Raw genomic sequence first — 21,952 nt, 5'->3', positions numbered from 1 at the left:
TTCAGCGCCGGGTGAACGGGCGCGCGCGGCGACGGCGTGCGTTCATCGCGGTGAAGGCCGCGTATCGGTGCGTGATGCCGCGGGCGGTGCGGAACGTGCGCGTCCCATGCCTGCGAACACCTGCGCCTGGACCGTCGAGCGCGGCGGGACATGCCCCGCAGCGCCGGCAAGGGAAGGGGGGCGAGCCGCCGCATTGCCTCGGCGCGATGCGCGTTTCGGATGTGCGGACCCGGGGCATGCCCCTATGCCGGCGAGGGCAGCTCCAGCCGGGTTTCGCCCAGCGCCGCGCCCATCGGCCCCCAGCGCCGCTCGACGATCGTGCCGCCGCCGCCGCGGTCCAGTGCGATCACGGTGCTGGCCCGGGTGCCGTAGTCGGCTCCGCGGATGAAGGCCGCCGACAGCCGCCGTTCCCGTTCCGGGCCGACGCCGGTGTCGGGCAGTTGCGCGTCCGGCCAGGTGCGCTCGTCGGCCAGGGCTTCCAGCAGCGGGGCGAAGTCGTCGGTTTCACCGCCGCCCAGCCAGGCGTGCAGGCGCATGCCCAGCGCCGTGGCCTTGGGCCAGGGCGTGTCCAGCTCGGCGTTGGACAGCACGTGCACGCCGTCGGCCGGACGCAGCGCGCGCGGCCGCGGGGTGTTGCCGATCCAGGCGCAGGCCTGGCGGTCGAACAGCACCAGGTTGAATGGACGGTAGTCCGCCGCCGATGCCAGCAACGCGCGGGCGTGCTCCACCGCGCCTTCGTCCCCGCGCAGCCAGTCGCCGGCCAGGTGGCCGCGCGAGGCACCCTCCTGCGGCGCGCGCGGGTCGCGCACGTTGGTCACCAGCGCGCAGCGGCCGGCCGCGTCCACGCCCAGCCAGGTGCCGCCGGCTTCCAGGTCGCGTCCGGCCGCCACCTGCGGGGCGTCGTCCCAGCGCGCCAGCGGCGCGGTCGGGCGGGCGTGGAATTCGTCGCGGTTGCCGGCCAGGACCAGCCGCCAGCGCGGATGCGCGTTCCAGGCGAAGGCGACGACGCACATGCGGGCGGCCGGCGATGCCGGCTCAGGCGCCGCGCAGGGCCTGGCGCAGGCGCACGGCCGCCACCCAGCGCGCGGCCACCGCCGGCGAGGTGATGCACACGGCCTCGTCGGTGACGGTGGTCACCGCCCGCTCCAGCAACTGGATGTCGGCCTCGTGCTGGCGCGCCACGTGCGGGTCCTCGAAGAACACCGCGCGCTGGCAGCGCCGCTCCAGCACCAGGTCGGCGATCTGCGCGTCGCCGCCCATCGGGCCGCTGAGGTAGCGGTGCACCCAGGGCGTGTCCTGCGGCCAGCCGCGGCTCCAGGCCATCTCGTTCAGGCGCTGGCCGGTGGTGCCGGTGGCCACGCGCCGGGCGAAGCGGCTGAGCACGTCGTAGTGCTCGGCGGCGAAGGCCAGCATCTGCGGCTTCATCGCATCGTGCGCGATCAGCGCCAGGGTCTGCGACTCCAGCGCGTGGAAGCGGTCGGCGCCGGGGTCGGGCGCCAGGCCGGCGTGGACGCGCTCGTTCTCGACCCAGTCGCGCGCGCTGGCCACGGTGGAGATGAAGGGCTTGCCGTGGATCACGCACTGGCGCTTGAGGGCGATGGCCTCGGGGAAGATCGAGGACGGGTCCACCGGATCGATCAGGTAGATCGCCCCGTCCAGGGTGCGCGCCTGGCCCTCCACCCCCACGACCTCGGCCACCAGCTTCATCAGCCCGCCCTCGCGCCCGTAGGGATAGCGCTTCAGCCCCGCGTGGCCGGCGAGCATGCCCGCCGCGGCGATGGCGTCATGGGTGCGGCCCACCGCATGCAGTTCCAGGCCCAGTTCGCGGATGCCCTGGCCGCAGGCGCGCAGCCAGCGGAACAGCGCGGCGTCCTCGGTGCTGTGGTGCAGTCGGTTGGCGGCCAGGCCCAGGCGCATGGGGGGTTCCTTTCGCGTGGTGGGTGCGTGCGGCCAGTCTAACCGGCGCGGTGCGGCCGCCGCGCGACGCTCACAGCAGCCACAGCTCCACGCGCTCGTTGCGCAAGCGCGCCCACTCGCCGTCGCCGCCGGCCAGCGGCCGCAATGGACCCAGGCCGCGGGTGCGCCGCACCGGGATGCCACGCTCGATCAGCCAGGCGGCGACGATGTCGGCGCGGTTGCTGCTGGTGGTCATGGCGAACAGCTTGTTGTGCGGGTCGGCCTGGGCGAAGCCGACCACGCTGACCGCGCGGCCGCGGTTCTCCGGTTGCTGCAACCAGGCGGCCACGCGTTCCAGTTCCTGCGCCGAACTGCTCTCGAAGATCGTGGTCAGCGAGTTGAGGTTGAAGCGCAAGGTCAGTGGCAGGCGCGCGGCGCCATCGACCGCGTCGCGGTAGGCGGGTGGCAGGGCGGCCGGATCGGCGCCGGCGGCGGCCGGCGCCAGGCCCATCGGCACCAGGCCCTGCGCGCGCACCACGCGCTGGGCGCGCGGGGTGATGGAATGCAGGGCGAGGCTGCGGCCGAGCGCGGACATCATCTGCCCGCCGTAGACGTGGTAGCGCCAGACCAGGGGATAGTCCTGGCTGCGGATGCCCACCGTGTCCGGCGCCACCGCCAGGCCGCCGTCGGACACGGCCAGCGCACGCACGCCTTGCGGCAGCGGGGTGCCCAGTTCGACCACGGCCAGCGCCGCGGGGTCGTCGGCGACGGCCAGCGCCGCGCTGCGCAGATCGCGGTGGCGGCGCAGCGCCGCCGGCCGCAGCGGCCGGCCGCCGGTCAGGCGCTCGCGCAGGAATTCTTCCAGTCCGCCGGCGGCCGGGCCCAGTTGCACGCGCGGCGAGCCGATGCCGTCGTGCGCTCCGCCGGCAAGCAGTGCGCGCAGTTGCGCCAGGTCGATCCGCCGCAATGGGCTGTCGCGATGGACCACCACCCGCGCGCCGTTGAGCGCCACCAGGAACTCCTGGTCGGGCGAGGCCAGGTCGCCGAGCTGCCAGCCGGCCTCGCGCTCGCGCCGGTCCGGGCGGCGCGCCAGCATCGCCAGTTCGGCGCGGCCCTGGACCAGCGCGTCGAAGCCGGCGCCGGCACCGTGCCGGTCGATCTCCACCACCAGCGGCATGCCCTCGCGTTCGGCATGGATCTCCAGCCGCGCGGGCGCGCGCGCCACGCGGCGGATGCCGGTGTACTCCAGCGCGCGCAGCCAGTCCTCCACCAGCGCCGGCATCAGCGCCTGGCCGATCGTGTTCGAGCCGTGGATGCGCAGCCGTTCCGGTTCGTCCCCTGCGTGCGCCGGCGCGGCCGACAGGGCCGATAACGGCGCCAAGGCCGCCAGAAACCACGCGATGCGTATCAACCAAGCCGCCATGTCCGATCCCTGTCGCCGAGGCGCGGGGAGTGTGGCGGGACGGGATGACACCCGCGTGACCCGGCGGCGGCGATGCCCGCGTGCGCCCATCGCACCGCCCTGGCGGCGATGCGTGGCGGCGGCGCGGCCGCGGCCCGATCAGGCCGCGGCGGAGCGCTGCATCGTGCCCAGCAGTTCGGCGATGCTCGCCGCCGCATCGCGGCCCTCGGCCACCGCGGTGACCACCAGGTCGGCGCCGCGCACCGCGTCGCCGCCGGCGAACACGCGCGGGTGGGCGGTCTGGTAGGGCAGGCGCGGGCTGCCGTCGGCGGCCGTGCCGCCGGCCACGATGCGGCCGTTGGGCGTGCCCTTGATGCCCAGCGCGCGCATCCACCGCGGCACCTGCGGCGAGAAGCCGAAGGCGATCACCACCACGTCGGCCGCGATCACCGACTCGCTGCCCGCCACCGGCACCGCGTTGCGGCGGCCGCGCGCATCCGGCTCGCCGAGCAGGGTCTCGACCACGCGCACGCCGGTGACGCGGTCGTCCGCATCGGCCTCGATCGCCAGCGGCTGGCGGTTGAACAGGAAGTGCACGCCTTCCTCGCGGGCGTTGCCCACCTCGCGCGCCGAGCCGGGCATGGAGGCCTCGTCGCGGCGATAGGCGCAGGTGACCTGGCCGGCGCCCAGGCGGATGGCGCTGCGCACGCAGTCCATGCCGGTGTCGCCGCCGCCCAGCACCACCACCCGCTTGCCGGCCAGCGCGGGCAGGGCGAGCTGGTCTTCCCATCCGGCGATGGGCCGGCCCCAGGGGTCGTTGCCGGTGACGATGCGCCCGTTCTGGACCAGGAACGGCAGCGCCGGCAGCACGCCGTCGGCGTCCTGGCCGGGCAGCCCGCCGTCGGTGTAGCGGTAGGCGCCGGTGCCCAGGAACACGGCGTCGTATTCGTCCAGCAGCCGTTCCAGGGTCACGTCGCGGCCGACCTCCACGCCCAGGCGGAACTGGATGCCCATGCCTTCCAGCACCTCGCGGCGCTTGGCGATCACCTCCTTGTCCAGCTTGAAGGTGGGAATGCCGAACTGGAGCAGGCCGCCGATCTGCTCGTAGCGGTCGTACACCACCGCCTGGATGCCGACGCGGGCCAGCCGGTCGGCGCAGGCGATGCCGGCCGGGCCGGCGCCGACCACCGCCACGCGCCGGCCGGTCGGGGCCACCTCCGACAGGTCCGGGCGCCAGCCCTGCTCGAAGGCGGTGTCGACGATGTACTTCTCCACCGCGCCGATGGTCACCGCGCCGAAGCCGTCGTTGAGGGTGCAACTGCCTTCGCACAGCCGGTCCTGCGGGCAGACCCGGCCGCAGACCTCCGGCAGCGGGTTGGTGCTGTGGCACAGCTCGGCCGCCTCCACGATGCGGTTCTCCTGGACCAGTTGCAGCCATTGCGGGATGGCGTTGTGCACCGGGCACTTCCAACTGCAGTAGGGGTTGCCGCAGTCCAGGCAGCGGCCGGCCTGGTGCTGGGCCTCGGGCAGGCCGAACTTGCCGTACAGCTCGCCCCAGTCGCCGGCGGTGCGCAGCTCGATGGGGATGCGCCGCGGCATCTCGCGCGGCAGTTCGAGGAATTGGAACAGGTGCTTGCGGCTCATCGAAGGGGTTTCCGGCTGTTTCCCGCGCGGGCGGGGAGCGGAGAGGACCGGGCATCGCGTCCGCCGGGAATCGGGGACACGCGATCCGGCCGCGTGGCGGCGGCCAGGTGCATCGGCTCGGTCGGAAGGGCCGGGCCCGCGCGTCCGGCCCATGCGGGGCCGGCGGGGCGGGCCTGGAAGCGGCGCGCTGTCAGGCCCGGGGTGCGGGCGGCACGCCGGAGACGGCGCGTTTCTTTCGATTGCCGTGCAGCACGGCCACCGCCAGCGAACCGCAATGGCGGCCGCAGCGGGAGAGCGGGGGATGGGCGCGGCGGGCGTTCACGCCGCGCGCCTGAGGGTGTCGGCCAGCGACTCGATGCTCGCCGCCTTGGGCTTGACCAGCCAGAACTTGCCCACGTAGTCGCGGAACTCGTCCAGGATCTGCTGCGCCCAGATGCTGCCGGTCAGCTCGCGGTGGCGGCCGACCAGGCGGTGCAGGTGCTGGCGGTAGCTCTCGAAGCCTTCCGGGCTGATCCGGTGGATGTCGATCAGCTCGTGGTTGTAGCGGTCCACGAAGTCGCGGTCCTGGTCGAGCACGTAGGCCAGGCCGCCGGTGAACCCGGCGCCGAAGTTCAGGCCCACCTTGCCCAGCACCAGCACCACGCCGCCGGTCATGTACTCGCAGCAGTGGTCGCCGGCGCCCTCCACCACCGCCAGCGCGCCGGAGTTTCGCACCGCGAAGCGTTCGCCGGCGCGGCCAGCGGCGAACAGCTCGCCGCCGGTGGCGCCGTACAGGCAGGTGTTGCCCACGATCGGCGTGCTGCGCGCCTCGAACCGCGCGCCGCGCGGCGGCCGCACCACCAGGCGGCCGCCGGCCATGCCCTTGCCGACGTAGTCGTTGGCCTCGCCTTCCAGCTCCATGTGCAGGCCGCCGGCGTTGAACGCGCCGAAGCTCTGCCCGGAGGTGCCGCGGAAGTGGAGCTGGATCGGCGCCTGGTCCATGCCGTGGTTGCCGTGCGCCTGGGCGATGGCGCCGGACAGGCGCGCGCCGATGCTGCGGTCGGTGTTGTGGATCAGGTAGCGGTGCTCGCCGCCGGCCTTGTCGGCGATGGCGCCGGCCAACTGCAGGTCCAGTTGGGTGGCCAGGCTGTCGGGCGACTCGTACAGGCGCGGCGCGGCGCAGCGGCCTTCCTCGCGCGGGGCCGGGGCCAGCAGCCGCGACAGGTCCACGTTCACCCCGGCGCGCGGCGCGGCCTCGATCTGGCGCAGCAGGTCGGTACGGCCGACGATCTCGTCCAGCGAACGGGCGCCCAGCAGCGACAGCCACTGCCGCACCTCCTCGGCCAGCAGGCGGAAGAAGTTCTCCACCCGCTCGGGCAGGCCGGTGAAGTGGTTGGCGCGCAGGCGCTCGTCCTGGGTGGCCAGGCCGGTGGCGCAGTTGTTGAGATGGCAGATGCGCAGGTACTTGCAGCCCAGCACGATCATCGGCGCGGTGCCGAAGCCGAAGCTGTCCGCGCCCAGCAGCGCGGCCTTGACCACGTCCAGGCCGGTCTTCAGGCCGCCGTCGGTCTGCAGCACCGCGCGCTGGCGCAGGTCGTTGGCCACCAGCGCCTGGTGCGACTCGGCCACGCCCAGCTCCCACGGCCCGCCGGCGTAGCGGATCGAACTGATCGGGCTGGCGCCGGTGCCGCCGTCGTGGCCGGACACGGTGATCAGGTCGGCGCCGGCCTTGACCACGCCAGCAGCGATGGTGCCCACGCCGGCGTGCGAGACCAGCTTCACCGAGACCAGCGCCCGCGGGTTGACCTGCTTGAGGTCGTAGATGAGCTGGGCCAGGTCCTCGATCGAGTAGATGTCGTGGTGCGGCGGCGGGCTGATCAGGCCGATGCCCGGGCGCGCGTAGCGCAGGCGCGCGATCAGTTCGTTGACCTTGTGCCCGGGCAGTTGCCCGCCCTCGCCCGGCTTGGCGCCCTGGGCGACCTTGATCTGCAGCACTTCGGCGTTGACCAGGTACTCGGGGGTGACGCCGAAGCGGCCGGAGGCCACCTGCTTGATCTTGCTGCGCTTCTGCGTGCCGTAGCGCACCGGGTCCTCGCCGCCCTCGCCGGAGTTGGAGCGCCCGCCGAGGCGGTTCATGGCGATGGCCAGCGCTTCGTGCGCCTCGGGCGAGAGCGCGCCCAGCGAGATCGCGGCGCTGTCGAAGCGGCGCAGCAGGTCGGCGGCCGGGGCCACCTCGTCCAGCGGCAGCGGGGTGGCGGCCGGCTGGAGCGCCAGCAGGTCGCGCAGCGCCGACGGCGGGCGCGCATGCACCGCCTCGGTGTAGGCCTTCCAGTCCGAGGCCTCGCCCGAGCGCGTGGCCTGCTGCAGGGTGGTGACCACGTCCGGGTTGTACATGTGGTATTCGCCGCCGTGCACGTACTTGAGCACGCCGCCGATCTCCGGCTTCTTCAGCTCGTTCCAGGCCGCGGCCTGCAGCTCGCGCGCGTCGCGGTCCAGGCGCTCGAAGCCGGCGCCGCCCACCCGCGAGGGCGTGCCGCCGAAGCACAGGTCCACGACCTCCCGCTCCAGGCCCACGATCTCGAACAACTGCGCGCCGCGGTAGCTGGCGATGGTGGCGATGCCCATCTTGGAGATGATCTTGGACAGGCCCTTGTACAGCCCCTTGCGGTAGCTGCGGCCGATCTGCGCGGTCTCCCCGCCCTTCTTCAGTTGCAGGATGCCCTGCCGGCCCATGTCGAACAGGGTCTGGTAGGACAGGTACGGGTACACCGCGGTGGCGCCGTTGCCCAGCAGGCAGGCCACGTGGTGCGCATCGCGCGCGGTGCCGGTCTCGATGATCAGGTTGACCTCGCAGCGCAGCCCGGTCCGGCACAGGTGGTGGTGGACCGCGCCGGTGGCCAGCAGGGCGTGGACCATCGGCCGTTCCGGCACCGGGTAGCGGTCGGACAGCAGCAGCATGACCACGCCTTCGCGCGCGGCCTGCTCGGCTTCCCGGCAGATGCGCTCGATGCCGGCCTTCAGGCCCTCCCCGTCGCCGTAGGACAGGTCGATCAGCCGGTTGCTGCGCGCGTATTGCGGCATCTTCAGCAGCTCGCGCAGCTTGCGCTGGGACAGCACCGGCGAGTTGAGGATGACGTGGTTCACCGTCTCCGGGCCGGCATGGAAGATGTTGGTCTCCTTGCCGAGCTGGGTGACCAGCGACATCACGCAGTCCTCGCGCAGCGGGTCGATCGGCGGGTTGGTGACCTGCGCGAACGCCTGGCGGAAGTAATCGTACAGCGGCCGGTTGCGCTGGCTGAGCACGGCCATGGGCGTGTCGTCGCCCATCGAGCCGGTGGCTTCCTGCTGGGTCTCGGCCATCGGCCGCAGCACCAGCTCCACTTCCTCGGAGGTGAGCTGGAACAGCTTGTGGTAGCTGCGCAGGGTCTTCTCGTCGAAGGGTTCCTCGGCCAGCGAGGGGTCGATCAGCTCGGTCTGCAGGTAGGTCGCGCCCTGGTGCAGCCATTGCTTGTAGGGCGCGCGGCCGCGGTTGATGCGGTCCACCGCCTCGGAGTCGAGCAGGTCGCCGCGCTTGAGGTCGATGGCGATCATCTCGCCCGGCCCCAGCTTGCCCTTGCGCACGATGCGCTCGGTCGGCACCTCCCACACGCCGGCTTCGCTGGCGACGATGAAGTGGCGGTCGGAGGTGAGCAGCCAGCGCGAGGGGCGCAGGCCGTTGCGGTCCAGGGTGCAGGCGGCGTAGCGCGCGTCCATCGAGACGATGCCGGCCGGGCCGTCCCACGGCTCGGTGTTGAGCGCGTAGTACTCGTAGAACGCGGCCAGGTCGGCGTCCTTGAATTCCAGCGACTGGGTGGCCGGCGGCACCAGGATGCGCAGCGCCTGGATCAGCTCCATGCCGCCGGACACCAGCAGTTCGAGCATGTTGTCCAGGCTCTGCGAGTCCGAGCCGTGCATGGACACGACCGGGTCGAACTGGGCCAGGTCGAACTTGGGGGTGTGCCAGACCTTGCCGCGGGCCTGCGCCCAGCGGCGGTTGCCCTCGATGGTGTTGATCTCGCCGTTGTGGGCCAGCATCCGGAACGGATGGGCCAGCGGCCACCGGGGCAGGGTGTTGGTGGAGAAGCGCTGGTGGAAGACCACGGCGCTGGAGGCCAGGTCGGCGCGCTGCAGGTCGGGGAAGAACTGCGCCAGCTTGTCGGGCAGGACCATGCCCTTGTAGCCGATGGCGTGCGCGCACAGGGTGACGACGTAGAAGTCGGCGGCGTCGCGCAGTTGCTGCTCGGTGCGGCGGCGTGCGGTGAACAGCGCCAGGTTGAAGCTTTCCTCGTCCTGCCCGGCGCCGGCCTGGACGTAGATCTGTTCGATGGTGGGCAGTGTGTCCTTTGCCAGTTCCCCACAGACGCTCCTGTCTGTGGGCGGAGATCGCCAGCCCAGGATGCTGAGGCCGGCGCGTCGCAGTTCGTGTTCGAGCAGCGCGCGGCAGCGTTGCGCCAGCAGCGCCTCGTCGGGCAGGAACACCAGGCCGGAGGCGAAGCGCAGATGGTCGTCCAGGGCGATGCCGGACTCCCGGGCCAGTGCGCGCAGGAACGCCTCGGGCCGGCGGATCAGCAGGCCGCAGCCGTCGCCGGTCAGGCCGTCGGCGGCCACGCCGCCCCGGTGGGTCATGCGCGACAGGGCGGCGATCGCGGTGTCGACCAGCGCCCGCGAGGGCTGGTCGTCGAGCTGGGCGATCATGCCGAAGCCGCAGGCGTCGCGTTCGGAGTCGGGGTCGTAGAGCCCGTGCTGTCCCTGGAGCCCTTGGCGGTTGCGGGGGGCCATCTGTGCCTCGAAAAACAGGTGCGCCGGATGCTGCCATCCCGAACGCGGGCGAGGGCGACACCGCACACAGTTTCTCTCGAAACTTGCGCTACCTGGATGCCACCGGAAATCCGATAAAAACACAGTTGTTGCGGTGCCGCAACTGGCGGCGGCGGCCTCCCGGGAGGGTTTCGGCCATGGTTTCCCGCCGCCGGCTCCGTGCGCGTGCGCAGGGTGCGGCGCGCGGGCGCGTTCAGCCGCAGCGCAGGGCGACGATCCGCCCGTCTTCGCCCAACTCGATGTTCAAGCGCGCGCCGTCGAATTCCAGGGTGACCGCCTGCCCGGGCCGGAGCACGCGCACGCGTGCCGCGCCGGTGTCGATCCGGGCCTGTTCGGCGGCGGCTTCCTCGAACGCCTGCCCCACCAGCCCCAGCGCCTGGCTGGCATCGCACACCGGGGCCGGCGGCGTATCGGCGGCCGGCGCCTCGGCCGCCTGTTCGGCGGCGCGTTGCGCGGCGACGATCGCCTGTTCCTGCTCGGCCGCGTCGTCTTCCGGAGCGGTGGCCGGGGCGCATGCCGCCGTCAGGGACACCAGGGCCAGGAAAAGCAGGGAGTGAATCGTGCGTGCGCTCATCGCGGTGCCCGGTCGGTTCGCCGTGCGCAGAGTGCAAGAGAAGGGATTTGCAATGTGTTAATTCCGGCACGCCGCATGCGCGCGATCGCGCTTGGCCGGCACGCAGGGGAACGATGCGCCGGAGCGCCGGGCGGAGCGCCGGCGGTAGTTCGGTGTCTGCTGCGGGTGCGTCCGATGCGCTGCGCGCGTCCTAGCCGCAGCGCATGCCGGTGATCGCGTTGTTGTCGCCGGTCTCGATGATCAGGCGCGGCCCGCCGGTGGACACGGTCTGCGCTTCGGGCAGGGTCGCGGTCGCCGGACGTTCGCCGCTGCCGGGGACGACCTGCACCTGGGGGCTGTCGCTGTCGATGCGGGCACGTTCGATGGTGGCGTCGGAGGCGGCCAGCCCGACCGCGCCGCGGACCATGTCGGTATGGCACTGCCCGGAAACGATGCCGTCGATCGGGGCGACGCCGGCGATGCGCGGGCCGGCGCAACCGGCCAGCATCGTGGCGGCCAGCGCGAAGCCGGGAAGGAACAGGGGGCGGAGGGACGGTCGAGGCATGGCGCGGTGTCCGGTGACGGGGGACGCCAGCGTGGGCGACGGCCTGTGGGCGGCCGATGAAGGTGCACGGCGACGGCCAGGAAGCGACCGGTTGAAAACCCCGGAATCCTAGGGTAACGTTACCTTGTTGCGTCGAGGGGGCGGCGGGGCGGGGCGGCCGCACTGGGGCCGGACGATCGCGTCACGCGCGGGCTTGGGGAGGATTTCTGATGCTGGATTGCCTGAGGCGGGCCGTGCGCGGCCTGGTATTGGCCGTCGCCGTGGTCGGGGCGCCCTGCGCGCTGGCCACCGAGGGGCCATGGAACGTGGAGCTGCTGGAGGGCGGCTCCGGCCTGGAGAAGCCGCTGCCGGCCGACTCGCCGGTCCTGGCGGCCGATGCCGAATGGACCCTGCATGCCTGGCTCCGTGCCGACCGCCTGCCGTCCGGGAGCGTGCTGCTGGCCGGCTATGGCGATCCGCAGGCGGCCGGCCGCTTCTTCAGCAGCGAGGCCGGCGCCCTGGGCCTGCGCTGGAGCCCGGACAGCGTGCTGGCATCGCGCGCGCGCCTGCAGGCCGGCCGCTGGCAGGCGCTGGCCGCGGTCGCGCAGGGTGGCCGGCTGGCGCTGTACCTCGACGGCAAGCGCGTGGCCGAGGGCCCGGCGCCGCGCGCTGCGGTGGCCCCGCGCCTGCACTTCGGCCCGCGCACGGCCGCCGATGCGGAACGCTTCGGCGGCGACATCGCCGGCCTCACCCTGGAGCCGCGCGCATTGCCGGCCGCGGCGCTGGCCGAGCTGGCACGCCACCCGCCCGACGACGCCCTGCTGCGCCTGGAACCGGCCGCGCCGCACTGGCCGGTGCAGACCCGGCAGATGGCCGGGCAGGTCACCCCGCAGCCGCCGGCCACCCTGCCGCGCGCCCGGACGGCATTCGACCGCCCCGTCGCGCGCGCGCCCGGCACCCGCCGCGGGCTGGACGCGCGCGACGCGCATGCATGGACGGTCGGCGACTGGCACCTGGCCTCGGCCAAGGCGCTGGGCGAGGCCGGCGGCGCGGAGCTGTCGCGCACCGGTGCGGGCGCCGTGGGCGCCTGGTACCCGGCCACCGTGCCGGGCACCGTGCTGGGCACCCTGGTCGACCGCGGCGTGTACCCGGACCCGGACCATGGCCTGAACAACATGGCCATTCCCGAGTCGCTGAACCGCCAGGACTGGTGGTACCGCAGCGAGTTCGAGGCGCCCGCCGCCCTCGCCGGCCGTCACCTGCGGCTGGACTTCAACGGCATCAACTATGCCGCGGAGGTGTGGCTCAACGGCCAGCGCCTGGGCCGCACCCGCGGTGCGTTCGCCCGCGGCCGGTTCGACGTCACCGGACATCTGCTGCCCGGCCGGCGCAACGCGCTGGCGGTGCGAGTGTCGCCGCCGCCGCACCCGGGCGTGCCGCACGAGCAGTCGATGAGCGCCGGCGTGGGCCAGAATGGCGGCATGCAGGCGCTGGACGGCCCCACCTTCATCGCCAGCGAAGGCTGGGACTGGATCCCGGCGGTGCGCGACCGCAACACCGGCCTGTGGCAGGACGTGGTGGTGCACGCCAGCGGGCCGGTCGCCATCGGCGACGCCTGGGTGAGCAGCCGCCTGCCGGCGGGCGACCCTGGCGTGGCCGAGCTGGGCATCGAGGTGCCGCTGCGCAACGCAACCCAGGCCGTGGTGCGGGGAGAACTGTCGGTCGAATTCGAAGGCGTGGCGCTGCGCAAGCCGGTGGAGGTGGCGCCGGGCGAGAGCAGCGTGCGCCTGGGCGTGGACGAGTTCCCGCAGCTTCGCCTGCGCAACCCGCGGCTGTGGTGGCCCAACGGCTACGGCGAGCCGGCGCTGTACACCTTGCAGGCGGCGTTCGTGGCCGATGGCGCCGAGTCCGACCGCGCGCAGGTGCGCTTCGGCATCCGCGAGGTCACCTACGAGCTGTCGCTGTTCGATGCGCACGGGCGCCTGCGCCGGGTCGAGTTCGATCCGGCCGCCACCCCGGGCCAGCGGGTGGTGGACGTGCGCCACGAGGCGATCCGGCGCACGCCCGGCGGCTGGGCGCAGTCGTTCCTGCCCGGTGCCGAGGATTCGCCGGCGGTGCGCGCGCTGGACGACGCGCGCCTGGCGCCGCACCTGGCGATCCGGGTCAACGGCGTGCGCATCGCGGTCAAGGGCGGCAACTGGGGCACCGACGACTGGCGCAAGCGCACCTCGCGCGAGCGGCTGGAGCCGTACTTCCGCCTGCAGCGCGACGCGCACATGAACGTGATCCGCAACTGGGTCGGGCAGAGCACCCAGCCGTCGTTCTACGAGCTGGCCGACGAATACGGCATGCTGGTGTTCAACGACTTCTGGGCCTCCACCCAGGACTTCCAGCTCGAACCGCAGGACGAGGCGCTATTCCTGGACAACGCCGCCGACGTGGTCCGCCGCTACCGCCACCATCCGTCGGTGGTGCTGTGGTTCGGCCGCAACGAGGGCGTGCCGCATCCGCTGCTCAACGAGGGCCTGGACCGCACGGTCGCCGAGCTGGACGGCACCCGCCTGTACATGGGCAGTTCCAACGAGGTGAACCTGCAGGGCAGCGGCCCGTACGCCTACCGCGAGCCGGAGCAGTACTTCACCACCCTGGCGCAGGGCTTCTCGGTGGAGGTCGGCACGCCGTCCTTCGCCACGCTGGAGGCATTCGAAGCAATGGTGCCGGAGCCCGACCGCTGGCCGATCGGCGACACCTGGGCCTACCACGACTGGCACCAGGACGGTAACGGCGACACCGCCACCTTCATGCAGGCGCTGGCGCGCAAGCTCGGGCCGGCCACCGGCCTGGCCGACTTCGAGCGCAAGGCGCAATTGCTCAACTACGAGACCCACCGCGCGATGTTCGAGGGCCTCAACGCGCACCTGTGGTCGAAGAACAGCGGCCGGCTGCTGTGGATGAGCCACCCGGCCTGGCCCAGCCTGATGTGGCAGATCTACAGCCACGACTACGACACCCACGCGTCCTACTACGGGGCCAAGAAGGCCGCCGCGCCGCTGCACGTGCAGATGAACCTGCCGGCGCACGACCTGGCCGTGGTCAACAACACCGCCGGCGCGCGGCCCGGCTTGCGGGTGGCGGTGGCGGCGTACGGCCTGGACGGCCGCCCGCTGGGCGAGGACGAGGTCGGCGTGGACGCGCCGGCGGTGGCGGTCACGCCGGTGCCGGCCGCGCTGGACCTGGACGGCATCGTGCGGCGCGAAGGGCTGGCCTTCGTCGCCCTGCAACTGCGCGATGGCGAGGGTCGTGCGCTGGGCGACAACTTCTACTGGGCCTCGCGCACGCCGGACGACCTGCGCGGCCTGGACGCGCTGCCGCAGGTGGCGCTGGAGGTGGCCGCCGCGCTGCAGGCGCCGCAGCGGCTGCGGGTGAGCGTGCGCAACCCCTCGCAGGCGGTGGCGCTGGGCGCCAAGCTGACCCTGGTCGATGCGCATGGCGCGCGCATCCTGCCGGCCTACTACGACGACAACTACCTCAACCTCGCCCCGGGCCAGTCGCGGGAACTGTCCATCGAGGTGCCGGCAGGCGCGTCGCTGCGACAGGCACGGCTGCGGGTGCGCGGCTGGAACGTGGCCGCGGCCACGGTGGTGCCGGATACCGATACAAAGCGTGCCATCCCGGGCGATGATGCCCGTCCCACCGCACAGCACCAGGAGTGACCGATGCATCTTGCCGGCCAACAGCCTTCCGGAGCCGCCGGCTCCACCGGATCGTCGCGGCTGCTGCCGCTGGTGATCGCCCTGTTCTTCGCCTGGGGCTTCTGCACCGTCCTGGTGGACGTGCTGATCCCCAAGCTAAAGGCCACCTTCGCGCTCAGCTACGCGGAGGCGATGCTGACCCAGTTCTGCTTCTTCCTGGCCTACTTCGTGGTCTCGATCCCGGCCGGGCTGCTGGTCAGCCGGATCGGCTACCTGCGCGGCATCGTGCTGGGCCTGGTGATCATGGCCGGCGGCTGCCTGATGTTCTCGCCGGCCGCCTCGATGGGCTGGTATCCCGCGTTCCTGGCCGCGCTGTTCGTGCTGGCCGGCGGCATCACCATCGTCCAGGTGGCGGCCAACCCGCTGGCCGCCGGGCTGGGCGACCCGGCACGGGCGCACAGCCGGCTGACCCTGGCCCAGGCGTTCAACTCCGTGGGCACCATGATCGGCCCGCTGTTCGGCTCGGCGATGATCCTGGCCGCCGGCGTGGCCGAGCCGGAGCCGGGCATGGCCGATGCCGCGCTGGCCGCGTTCCGGGTCGAGCAGGCCGGCCACGTGCGCCTGCCGTACATGATCATCGCCGCGGTCCTGCTGGGGCTGGCGGCGCTGTGCTGGTGGGTGCGGCGCGCGCCGGTGCCGGCGGTGCGCCCGGTCAACCATGGCGACTACCTGCGCCTGCTGCGGGTCCCGCAACTGAGCCTGGGTGCGCTGTCGATCTTCCTGTACGTCGGCGCGGAGGTGGCCATCGGCAGCGCCCTGGTCAACTACCTGATCATGGTCGGCGCCACCGGTTCCGAGCACGCGGCCGGCAACCTGATCGCGGTGTACTGGGGCCTGGCCATGGTCGGCCGCTTCATCGGCTCGTGGGTGCTGCGCTTCGTCGCCCCGGGCCTGGTGCTGGCCGCCTGCGCGGTGGGCGCGGCCACCCTGGCGCTGCTGGCCGCCACCACCCTGGAAGGCACCGTCGCGGCGGTGGCGATCCTGTCCATCGGCCTGTTCAACTCGGTGATGTTCCCCACCATCTTCACCCTGTCCATCGACGGCCTGGGCGAGGACACCGCCGGCGGCTCGGGCATCCTGTGCCTGGCCATCGTGGGCGGCGCGGTGGTGCCGCTGCTGATGGGCGTGGTCGCCGACCGCGTGGGCCTGGCGCTGGCGCTGCTGGTGCCGGTGGTCTGCTACGCCTGGATCGCCGGCTACGGCCTGCTGGTGCGTTCCGGGGTGATCGGCGGCCGGCCGCGGGTGGCCGCCATGGCGGTGCCGCCGGAGGCCTGACCCCGGGTGGGAATGAAGGCCGGCGTCGCCGGACGCCGGCCTCTCGCAGGGGGGCGTTGATACAGCCTTAAGATATCGTTACCTTCTTGGCGCCGGGCGTATCGAGGTACCGGGAGGAAACAGGCCGGTGCGGCGGCATCGCGGAGGTACCGGCCGGTCCGGCCGGATAACCGCCGGCATGCCGCATGGCAGGCGATCCAACCGCCGTTCCATGAGCGGCGGGGACGACGGAGGCCGGCACGGGTAGCGGTGCCGGCCCCGGAGCGACGGGGGGTTTTCGTCGCGCAAAGATATCGTTACCCCAACCGCGGCCCAGCCGCACACGCAAACGGCGCAGATCTCTGGGAGGAGAGGCCAATGAAGAAGAAGCCGCAGCACCGCAGCACCCACCCGCCCGCCGGGCCACGACCGATCGGCCTGCTGCACAGGGCATTGCTGCCCGACGCCTGAGCGCCGGACCCCGCGCGAAACCGGGCCGCTGCCAGGCGTCGGTCCCCGTGTGGCATTCCGCACCGCAAAGGTATCGTTATCTCAAAAAACACCGCCCTGGCGCACGCATGCGACGGCAGGGAACCCTGGGAGAAAACACATGAAGAAGTCGCAACCCCGCAAGAGCCCATTGGCGGCGTCGATCGCCGCCGCCGTGTTCGGCCTGGCCGCCGCCCTGCCCGCGATGGCGCAGGACGCCGCCCCGCGGCCGGAGGAAGGTGCCGTGGAACTGGACCGCGTCGTCGTGCGCGGCGTGCGCGGGGCGCAGGCCAGCGCGATCAACGCCAAGCGCGAGGCCCACCAGATCGTCGATTCGATCTCGGCCGAGGACATCGGCAAGCTGCCCGACGTGACCATCGCCGATTCGCTGCAGCGCATCACCGGCGTGCAGTTGCGCCGCTCGGCCGGCGAGGGCGCGCTGGTCAACATCCGCGGCGTGCCGCAGGTGCAGACCACGATGAACGGCGAGCTGTACCTGGGCGCCGGCGGCGGCGACCAGTACGGGCAGCCGAACCTGGGCCGCGCCCAGCCGGACTTCGTCGACATCCCGCCGACGCTGTTCAGCGGCGTGGACGTGGTCAAGTCGCTGACCGCCGCGGACCTGGACGGCGGCATCGGCGGCACCATCTCGCTCAAGACCCATCGCCCGTTCGATTTCCAGAAGGGCTGGACCTTCAGCGCCCAGGCCGAGGGCAGCTACGGCGACATGGTCGAGAAGCTCAACGAGCAGTACTCGGCGCTGGCCAACTACCGCTCCGACCGCTGGGGCGCGCTGTTGACGGTGTCGTACTCGGACGCGTCGCTGGCCAACAAGCGCCCCAGCGTGTGGAGCAACGGCGCGCAGAAGTCCAGCGAGGAGAACGTCGGCTTCGACTTCAACGGCGACGGCGCGATCGGCGGCAACTTCGACCCGGCCAACCGCCCGCGCGAATACTTCTACAACTGGGTCGCCACCGAGCTGGAGAACCGCTACACCGAGCGCGAGCGCCTGGGCGTCAACGCCGCGCTGGAGTTCGCGTTCACCGACTCGCTCAAGCTGAACGCGGACGTGGCCTACACCGACATGCAGAACCTGGACAAGTCGGTGGCTGCGCAGTTGCACACCAGTTGGGCCACCAACCAATTGCAGCCCGGCTCGGTCGTCGACCCCAACGGCGTGCTCGAATACGGCATCTTCAACTACGGCCGCTTCCAGGCGCATTCGCTGGCCGGGGTCAGCGACTCGGATGCGCTCAACGCCAACATCGAGCTGGCGTTCGACAACGGCGGCGCGTTCCGCGGCAGCCTGCGCTACGTGCACGGCAAGTCCAAGCGGGTGTACGAGGAAGCCCGCGCCGACGCGGTGGTCAGCCGCGGCGACCCGATCACCCTTCCGGACGGCAGCACGCGCTACGCCAACATCAACGGCCTGGAGCGCATCGACGCCTCGATCGACTTCCGCGGCGCCTATCCGCGCGTGGACATGATCACCGACGTGACCGACCCGGAGAACTGGCAGCTCATGTCCACCTGGGCGCAGGGCAACCGCATGGAAGCGACCATGGACGTGTTCCGCGGCGACGGCGTGTGGGAGTTCCAGGACGGCGGCGTGCTGCGTTCGCTGCAGTTCGGCGCCCGCTACGGCGAGCGCGACTACGACTACCGGGCCTACAAGTACCTGTCGCCGGTGTCGCCCGGCCCGTGCGCCGACCCGAACCTGGCGCTGTACTACTACAAGGACCCGCTGATCGTCGATTCGTGCACCGGCGTGTCCGAGGCGCGGCTGCTGCCGTTCTCCTCGATTCCGGACTACTGGGCCCGTTTCGGCGACTTCAACCCGGTGGCGGTCGACGGGCTCGGCGGCGTCGGCCTGCCGGCGGTCGACCCGAACGTGATGAGCGACCCGGTGAAGTACCTCAACAGCCTCTATCCGGGCAACGTGGCCTACGCCCACGCGCCCGATTCGTTCGCGGTCAAGGAGCAATCCACCTCGGGATACTTCCAGGCCAACCTGGAGGGCGAGACCGGCGCCAACGGCATCCCGTGGTACGCCAACCTCGGCGTGCGCGTGGTCAACACCAAGCTGACCATCGACCAGTACCTGACCGCCGACTCGGTGTTCGTCGGCAGCCATAGCTGGAACGGGGTGAACCCGGCGCTGGGGGTGAACCGCATCGTCAACGAGTACACCGACGTGCTGCCGTCGGCCAACATCAGCTTCGACCTGTCCGACGAGCAGAAGCTGCGCTTCGGCTACAACAAGGGTGTGGCCCGGCAGAACCTGCCCGACCTGGGCCGCGGCCTGGTGGTGTTCTACGCGGCCAATGGCTCGGCGCCGGACGCGCGCCACCCGGAACTGCCGCCGGACGCGCAGATCTTCCTCAACGGCCGCGCCGGCAACCCGGACCTGGAGCCGTTCCGCTCCAGCAACTACAACATGTCCTGGGAGTGGTACTTCGCCGACGCCTCGCTGCTGAACCTGGGCGTGTTCCTGATGGACGTGGAATCCTTCCCCGGCGGCACCACCCAGAACGAGCCGCAGCCCGACGCCGACGGCGTGGTCCGCGACGGCGGCCCGGTCGAGCGCATCGTCAACGGCGGCGGCGGCACCATCAAGGGCTTCGAGATCGGCTACCAGCAGGCGTTCGACTTCCTGCCCGGCTGGTGGAGTGGCCTGGGCGTCAATCTCAACTACACCTACTCCGACGCGGCCACCGGCGGCGAGGACATCGACGGCAACGTGTTGCCGATCGGCGACAACTCCAAGCACCAGGCCAACGCGGTGGTGTGGTACCAGAAGGACAAGGTGCAGGCGCGCGTGGCCTATAACTGGCGCAGCAAGCGGTTCGGTGAAACCAACTCGGCCGCCTGGGGCGACCAGTTGGCCATCTGGAACGACGAGGTCGGCTACCTGGATGCCTCGCTGAGCTACGACGTCAATCCGCATTTCACCCTCTACCTGCAGGGCACCAACCTGACCGGCGAGAACGAGCGCCGCTACGCGCAGTGGAGCAACCAGTTCTACGACATGAACATCTACGAGCGTCGTTACTACCTGGGCGCCCGCTTCCGCTTCTGAGCGGGACGCCCGAGGGTGCCGGCCCGCCCTTCCCTGCGATGGCGGGCCGGCGCGTGGCGGGCGGGCCGGTCACCGCCGCCCGCCGGCTGCGCTAGAGTTCCAGTCCACTCCCCGGACGCCTTCGGCCGTGCCGTCCCCCTCGGCGCGGCCGCCTTTTATGGGAACGTCCGGGACCGATCCTTCCACCGACACAGGCGATCGCCCATGGTTCCTTCCACCGCCCTGCCCCGCCTGGCCGTCTTCGGCGAGGCCCTCACCGACTTCGTGCGCACCGGCGCCGACGGTTGGCGCAGCGTGGCCGGCGGGGCGTGCTGGAACGTGGCCCGGGTGGCGGCGGTGCTGGGCCTGCCCACCGGCTGGGGCGGCGCGGTGAGCGAGGACCTGTTCGGGCGCGAGATCGCCGACAAGTCGAAGGCCGCCGGGCTGGACGCGCGCTTCCTGCAGGTGGTGGCCAAGCCGCCGCTGCTGGCGATGGTCCACCAGCTCGACCCGCCGCGCTATTTCTTTCTGGGCAACGACAGCGCCGACCTGGCGTTCGACGAGGCGCGCCTGCCGGAAGGCTGGGAAGCGGCCTGCGAGTTCGCCCATTTCGGCTGCATCAGCCTGGTGCGGCAGCCGCTGGGCGCGCGCTTGGTGGCGCTGGCGCAGCGGCTGCACGCGGCTGGAGTGCCGGTCAGCTTCGATCCGAACTGCCGCAACCTGATGGATGAGCATTACCCGCCGCTGTTCGAGCGCCTGGCCGTGCTTGCGGCGGTGCTGAAGATCTCCGACGAGGACCTGCGCCATATCTACCCGGCGCTGGATGCCGGCCAGGCGCTGGCGCGGGTGCGCGCGTTGGCCCCCGGGGCGGTGCTGCTCTATACCCGCGGCGGCGAGGGCATGACCGCGTTTGCCGGCGATGCGTGCATCGAGCAGCCGGCGTTCCGGGTGCCGGTGGCCGACACGGTCGGGGCCGGCGATGCCTGCATCGGCGGCTTCCTGGCCAGCCGCCTGCTGCGCCCGGATGCCGGCCTGGCCGCGCACGTGCGCTTCGCCGCGGCGACCGCGGCGGCGGCCTGCACCCGTCCCGGTGCGCACGCGCCGACGCGGGACGAGGTGGAGCGCCTGCTCGCCTGAGGCGGGCAGGCCGTCGCAACGGCGCGCCCTTGGGCGCCGCCGCGGCGCGGCGCGCTCACACCACCTTCAACACCTCGTAGCAGGCGCCCATGGTGTGGTAGTCGGTCTTGCCGGCGGGGCTCTTCTCGTCGTCGTACTTGCGGTTGTCGCGGCCGAGGATGCGGTACCAGGCGCCATGCTCGTGGTCGACGAAGCGCGCCCAGCAGTATTCCCACAGGCGCCCGTACCACTGCCAGTAGCGCGGCTCGCCGGTGCGCGCGCCCAGCAGCGCGGCGGTGGCCAGCGATTCGGCCTGCACCCAGAAGTACTTGTCCTCGTCGTAGAAGCGGCCTTCGCGGTCGTTGCCGTAGACCAGGCCGCCATGCTCCTCGTCCCAGGCCATCGCCACGGCGCGGTCGAACAGTTCGCGCGCGCGCGGCAGGCGCCAGTCCGCCGGCGCGTGGCGGTCCAGGATCAGCAGCAGCTTGGCCCATTCGGTCTGGTGGCCGGGCTGGTAGCCCCAGGGGCGGAAGATGTTGCTGCGGTCGCCGCGGTTGTAGTCCCAGTCCACCGACCAGTCGCGGCGGTAGTGCTCCCACACCAGGCCGTCGGCGAGCGCGGCCTGGCGGCGGGTCATGTTGTCGGCCAGCAGTGCGGCGCGGCGCAGGTAGCGTTCCTCGCCGCTGGCCTCGAAGGCGGCCAGCCAGGCCTCGCAGGCGTGCATGTTGGCGTTCTGGCCGCGGTAGGGCGATACGCGCCAGTCGGCGGTGGCCTCGTCGGCGTACAGGCCGTGTTCCGGTTCCCAGAAGTGGCGCTCCATCAGCGCCCAGGTCTCCTCCAGCCAGCCGCGGGCCTCGTCCATGCCCGCCTCCAGCGCCTTGGCATAGGCCAGCACCACGAACGCCAGGCCGTAGCAGTGGTTGGTCGCATCGGCCACCTGGCGGTCGTGCAGCACCCAGGCGTAGCCGCCGGTATCGGGGTTGCGGTGCGCCTGGCGCAGGAAGGCGACGCCATGCCCGACCGCGTCGCGGTAGTCCGCCTGGCCGAAGGCCTGCCACGCCATCGAGTAGTTGAAGACGAAGCGGGTGCTGCTGACCAGGTGCCGCGTGTGCGGGTCGTAGACCGAACCGTCGTCCTTGAAGAACTGGAAGAACCCGCCGGCCGGGTCGATGCAGCGCGGATGGTAGAAGGCCATGGTGTCGCGCACGTGGCCCAGCAGGAACCGCCGCGAGCGGAAATCGGGGTGGATCGGCGAGGTGGCCGGAGCCTGGTTCATGCGGATCGTTCCATGGCACGGAATGGGAGGAGCCGGTGCGACGACGCCCGGAACGCCCGCGGCGGCGGGCAAGGTAAGGTTACCACCGATATCGCGCCGTGAATCCTTCCGGCATGGGACCGCCCGCGCGGC

At 72.1% G+C, this 21,952-nt stretch carries 12 protein-coding genes; 4 read left to right on the top strand and 8 right to left on the bottom strand.

What is annotated here, in order from left to right:
- Nucleotides 1-242: 242 nt before the first annotated feature.
- The 7 genes from HNR76_RS10330 to HNR76_RS10300 form a co-directional block, all read right to left on the bottom strand.
- Nucleotides 243-1,013, bottom strand: a complete 771-nt coding sequence (locus HNR76_RS10330) for an NRDE family protein (RefSeq protein ID WP_162310512.1) — start codon at nt 1,011-1,013, stop codon at nt 243-245.
- 22 nt (nt 1,014-1,035) lie between these two features.
- Entirely contained in the window at nt 1,036-1,917 is an 882-nt protein-coding gene (locus tag HNR76_RS10325) for a methylglyoxal synthase (RefSeq protein ID WP_162310513.1), read from the bottom strand.
- Nucleotides 1,918-1,987: 70 nt separating this feature from the next.
- Nucleotides 1,988-3,319 carry an OmpA family protein gene (locus tag HNR76_RS10320; protein ID WP_162310514.1) on the bottom strand — a complete coding sequence of 444 codons (1,332 nt, stop codon included), beginning with the start codon at nt 3,317-3,319 and terminating at the stop codon, nt 1,988-1,990.
- A gap of 138 nt (nt 3,320-3,457) precedes the next feature.
- A complete protein-coding gene (locus HNR76_RS10315) occupies nt 3,458-4,942 on the bottom strand; it encodes an FAD-dependent oxidoreductase (protein ID WP_162310515.1) in 1,485 nt (494 codons plus the stop codon).
- Nucleotides 4,943-5,260: 318 nt separating this feature from the next.
- A complete protein-coding gene (gene gltB, locus HNR76_RS10310; protein ID WP_162310516.1) occupies nt 5,261-9,739 on the bottom strand; it encodes a glutamate synthase large subunit in 4,479 nt (1,492 codons plus the stop codon).
- 232 nt (nt 9,740-9,971) lie between these two features.
- Nucleotides 9,972-10,352 (bottom strand): I78 family peptidase inhibitor, encoded by a 381-nt coding sequence (locus HNR76_RS10305; RefSeq protein ID WP_162310517.1) that lies wholly within the window; start codon nt 10,350-10,352, stop codon nt 9,972-9,974.
- Between the two features lie 190 nt (nt 10,353-10,542).
- A complete protein-coding gene (locus HNR76_RS10300; protein WP_246429096.1) occupies nt 10,543-10,896 on the bottom strand; it encodes a hypothetical protein in 354 nt (117 codons plus the stop codon).
- 212 nt (nt 10,897-11,108) lie between these two features.
- Between HNR76_RS10300 and HNR76_RS10295 the strand changes: the two genes are divergently transcribed.
- The 4 genes from HNR76_RS10295 to HNR76_RS10280 all read left to right on the top strand — a co-directional run bounded on the left by HNR76_RS10295 (nt 11,109) and on the right by HNR76_RS10280 (nt 20,565).
- Nucleotides 11,109-14,588, top strand: a complete 3,480-nt coding sequence (locus tag HNR76_RS10295; protein ID WP_425501776.1) for a glycoside hydrolase family 2 protein — start codon at nt 11,109-11,111, stop codon at nt 14,586-14,588.
- 3 nt (nt 14,589-14,591) lie between these two features.
- Nucleotides 14,592-15,902: a sugar MFS transporter gene (locus tag HNR76_RS10290; protein ID WP_162310519.1), complete on the top strand. Its 1,311-nt coding sequence runs from the start codon at nt 14,592-14,594 to the stop codon at nt 15,900-15,902.
- A gap of 589 nt (nt 15,903-16,491) precedes the next feature.
- Nucleotides 16,492-19,449, top strand: coding sequence for a TonB-dependent receptor (locus HNR76_RS10285; RefSeq protein ID WP_162310520.1), 2,958 nt, complete (start codon nt 16,492-16,494; stop codon nt 19,447-19,449).
- 204 nt (nt 19,450-19,653) lie between these two features.
- On the top strand, nt 19,654-20,565 hold the full coding sequence (locus tag HNR76_RS10280; protein WP_162310521.1) for a carbohydrate kinase family protein: 912 nt from the start codon (nt 19,654-19,656) through the stop codon (nt 20,563-20,565).
- 55 nt (nt 20,566-20,620) lie between these two features.
- On the opposite strand, the gene HNR76_RS10275 is transcribed toward HNR76_RS10280, so the two are convergent.
- Nucleotides 20,621-21,820 (bottom strand): AGE family epimerase/isomerase, encoded by a 1,200-nt coding sequence (locus tag HNR76_RS10275; protein ID WP_162310522.1) that lies wholly within the window; start codon nt 21,818-21,820, stop codon nt 20,621-20,623.
- Nucleotides 21,821-21,952: the final 132 nt, after the last annotated feature.

The organism is Pseudoxanthomonas broegbernensis (assembly GCF_014202435.1).
In the GTDB taxonomy this organism is placed as follows: domain Bacteria; phylum Pseudomonadota; class Gammaproteobacteria; order Xanthomonadales; family Xanthomonadaceae; genus Pseudoxanthomonas; species Pseudoxanthomonas broegbernensis.
The sequence above is the reverse complement of the archived record's forward strand: the minus strand, read 5'-3'. Positions and strand labels throughout refer to the sequence as shown.

What these genes read in the sequence shown, in the direction of transcription:
- HNR76_RS10330 (WP_162310512.1), bottom strand. Translation starts at nt 1,013, where the DNA reads ATGTGCGTCGTCGCCTTCGCCTGGAACGCGCATCCGCGCTGGCGGCTG.
- HNR76_RS10325 (WP_162310513.1), bottom strand. Translation starts at nt 1,917, where the DNA reads ATGCGCCTGGGCCTGGCCGCCAACCGACTGCACCACAGCACCGAGGAC.
- HNR76_RS10320 (WP_162310514.1), bottom strand. Translation starts at nt 3,319, where the DNA reads ATGGCGGCTTGGTTGATACGCATCGCGTGGTTTCTGGCGGCCTTGGCG.
- HNR76_RS10315 (WP_162310515.1), bottom strand. Translation starts at nt 4,942, where the DNA reads ATGAGCCGCAAGCACCTGTTCCAATTCCTCGAACTGCCGCGCGAGATG.
- gltB (WP_162310516.1), bottom strand. Translation starts at nt 9,739, where the DNA reads ATGGCCCCCCGCAACCGCCAAGGGCTCCAGGGACAGCACGGGCTCTAC.
- HNR76_RS10305 (WP_162310517.1), bottom strand. Translation starts at nt 10,352, where the DNA reads ATGAGCGCACGCACGATTCACTCCCTGCTTTTCCTGGCCCTGGTGTCC.
- HNR76_RS10300 (WP_246429096.1), bottom strand. Translation starts at nt 10,896, where the DNA reads ATGCCTCGACCGTCCCTCCGCCCCCTGTTCCTTCCCGGCTTCGCGCTG.
- HNR76_RS10290 (WP_162310519.1), top strand. Translation starts at nt 14,592, where the DNA reads ATGCATCTTGCCGGCCAACAGCCTTCCGGAGCCGCCGGCTCCACCGGA.
- HNR76_RS10285 (WP_162310520.1), top strand. Translation starts at nt 16,492, where the DNA reads ATGAAGAAGTCGCAACCCCGCAAGAGCCCATTGGCGGCGTCGATCGCC.
- HNR76_RS10280 (WP_162310521.1), top strand. Translation starts at nt 19,654, where the DNA reads ATGGTTCCTTCCACCGCCCTGCCCCGCCTGGCCGTCTTCGGCGAGGCC.
- HNR76_RS10275 (WP_162310522.1), bottom strand. Translation starts at nt 21,820, where the DNA reads ATGAACCAGGCTCCGGCCACCTCGCCGATCCACCCCGATTTCCGCTCG.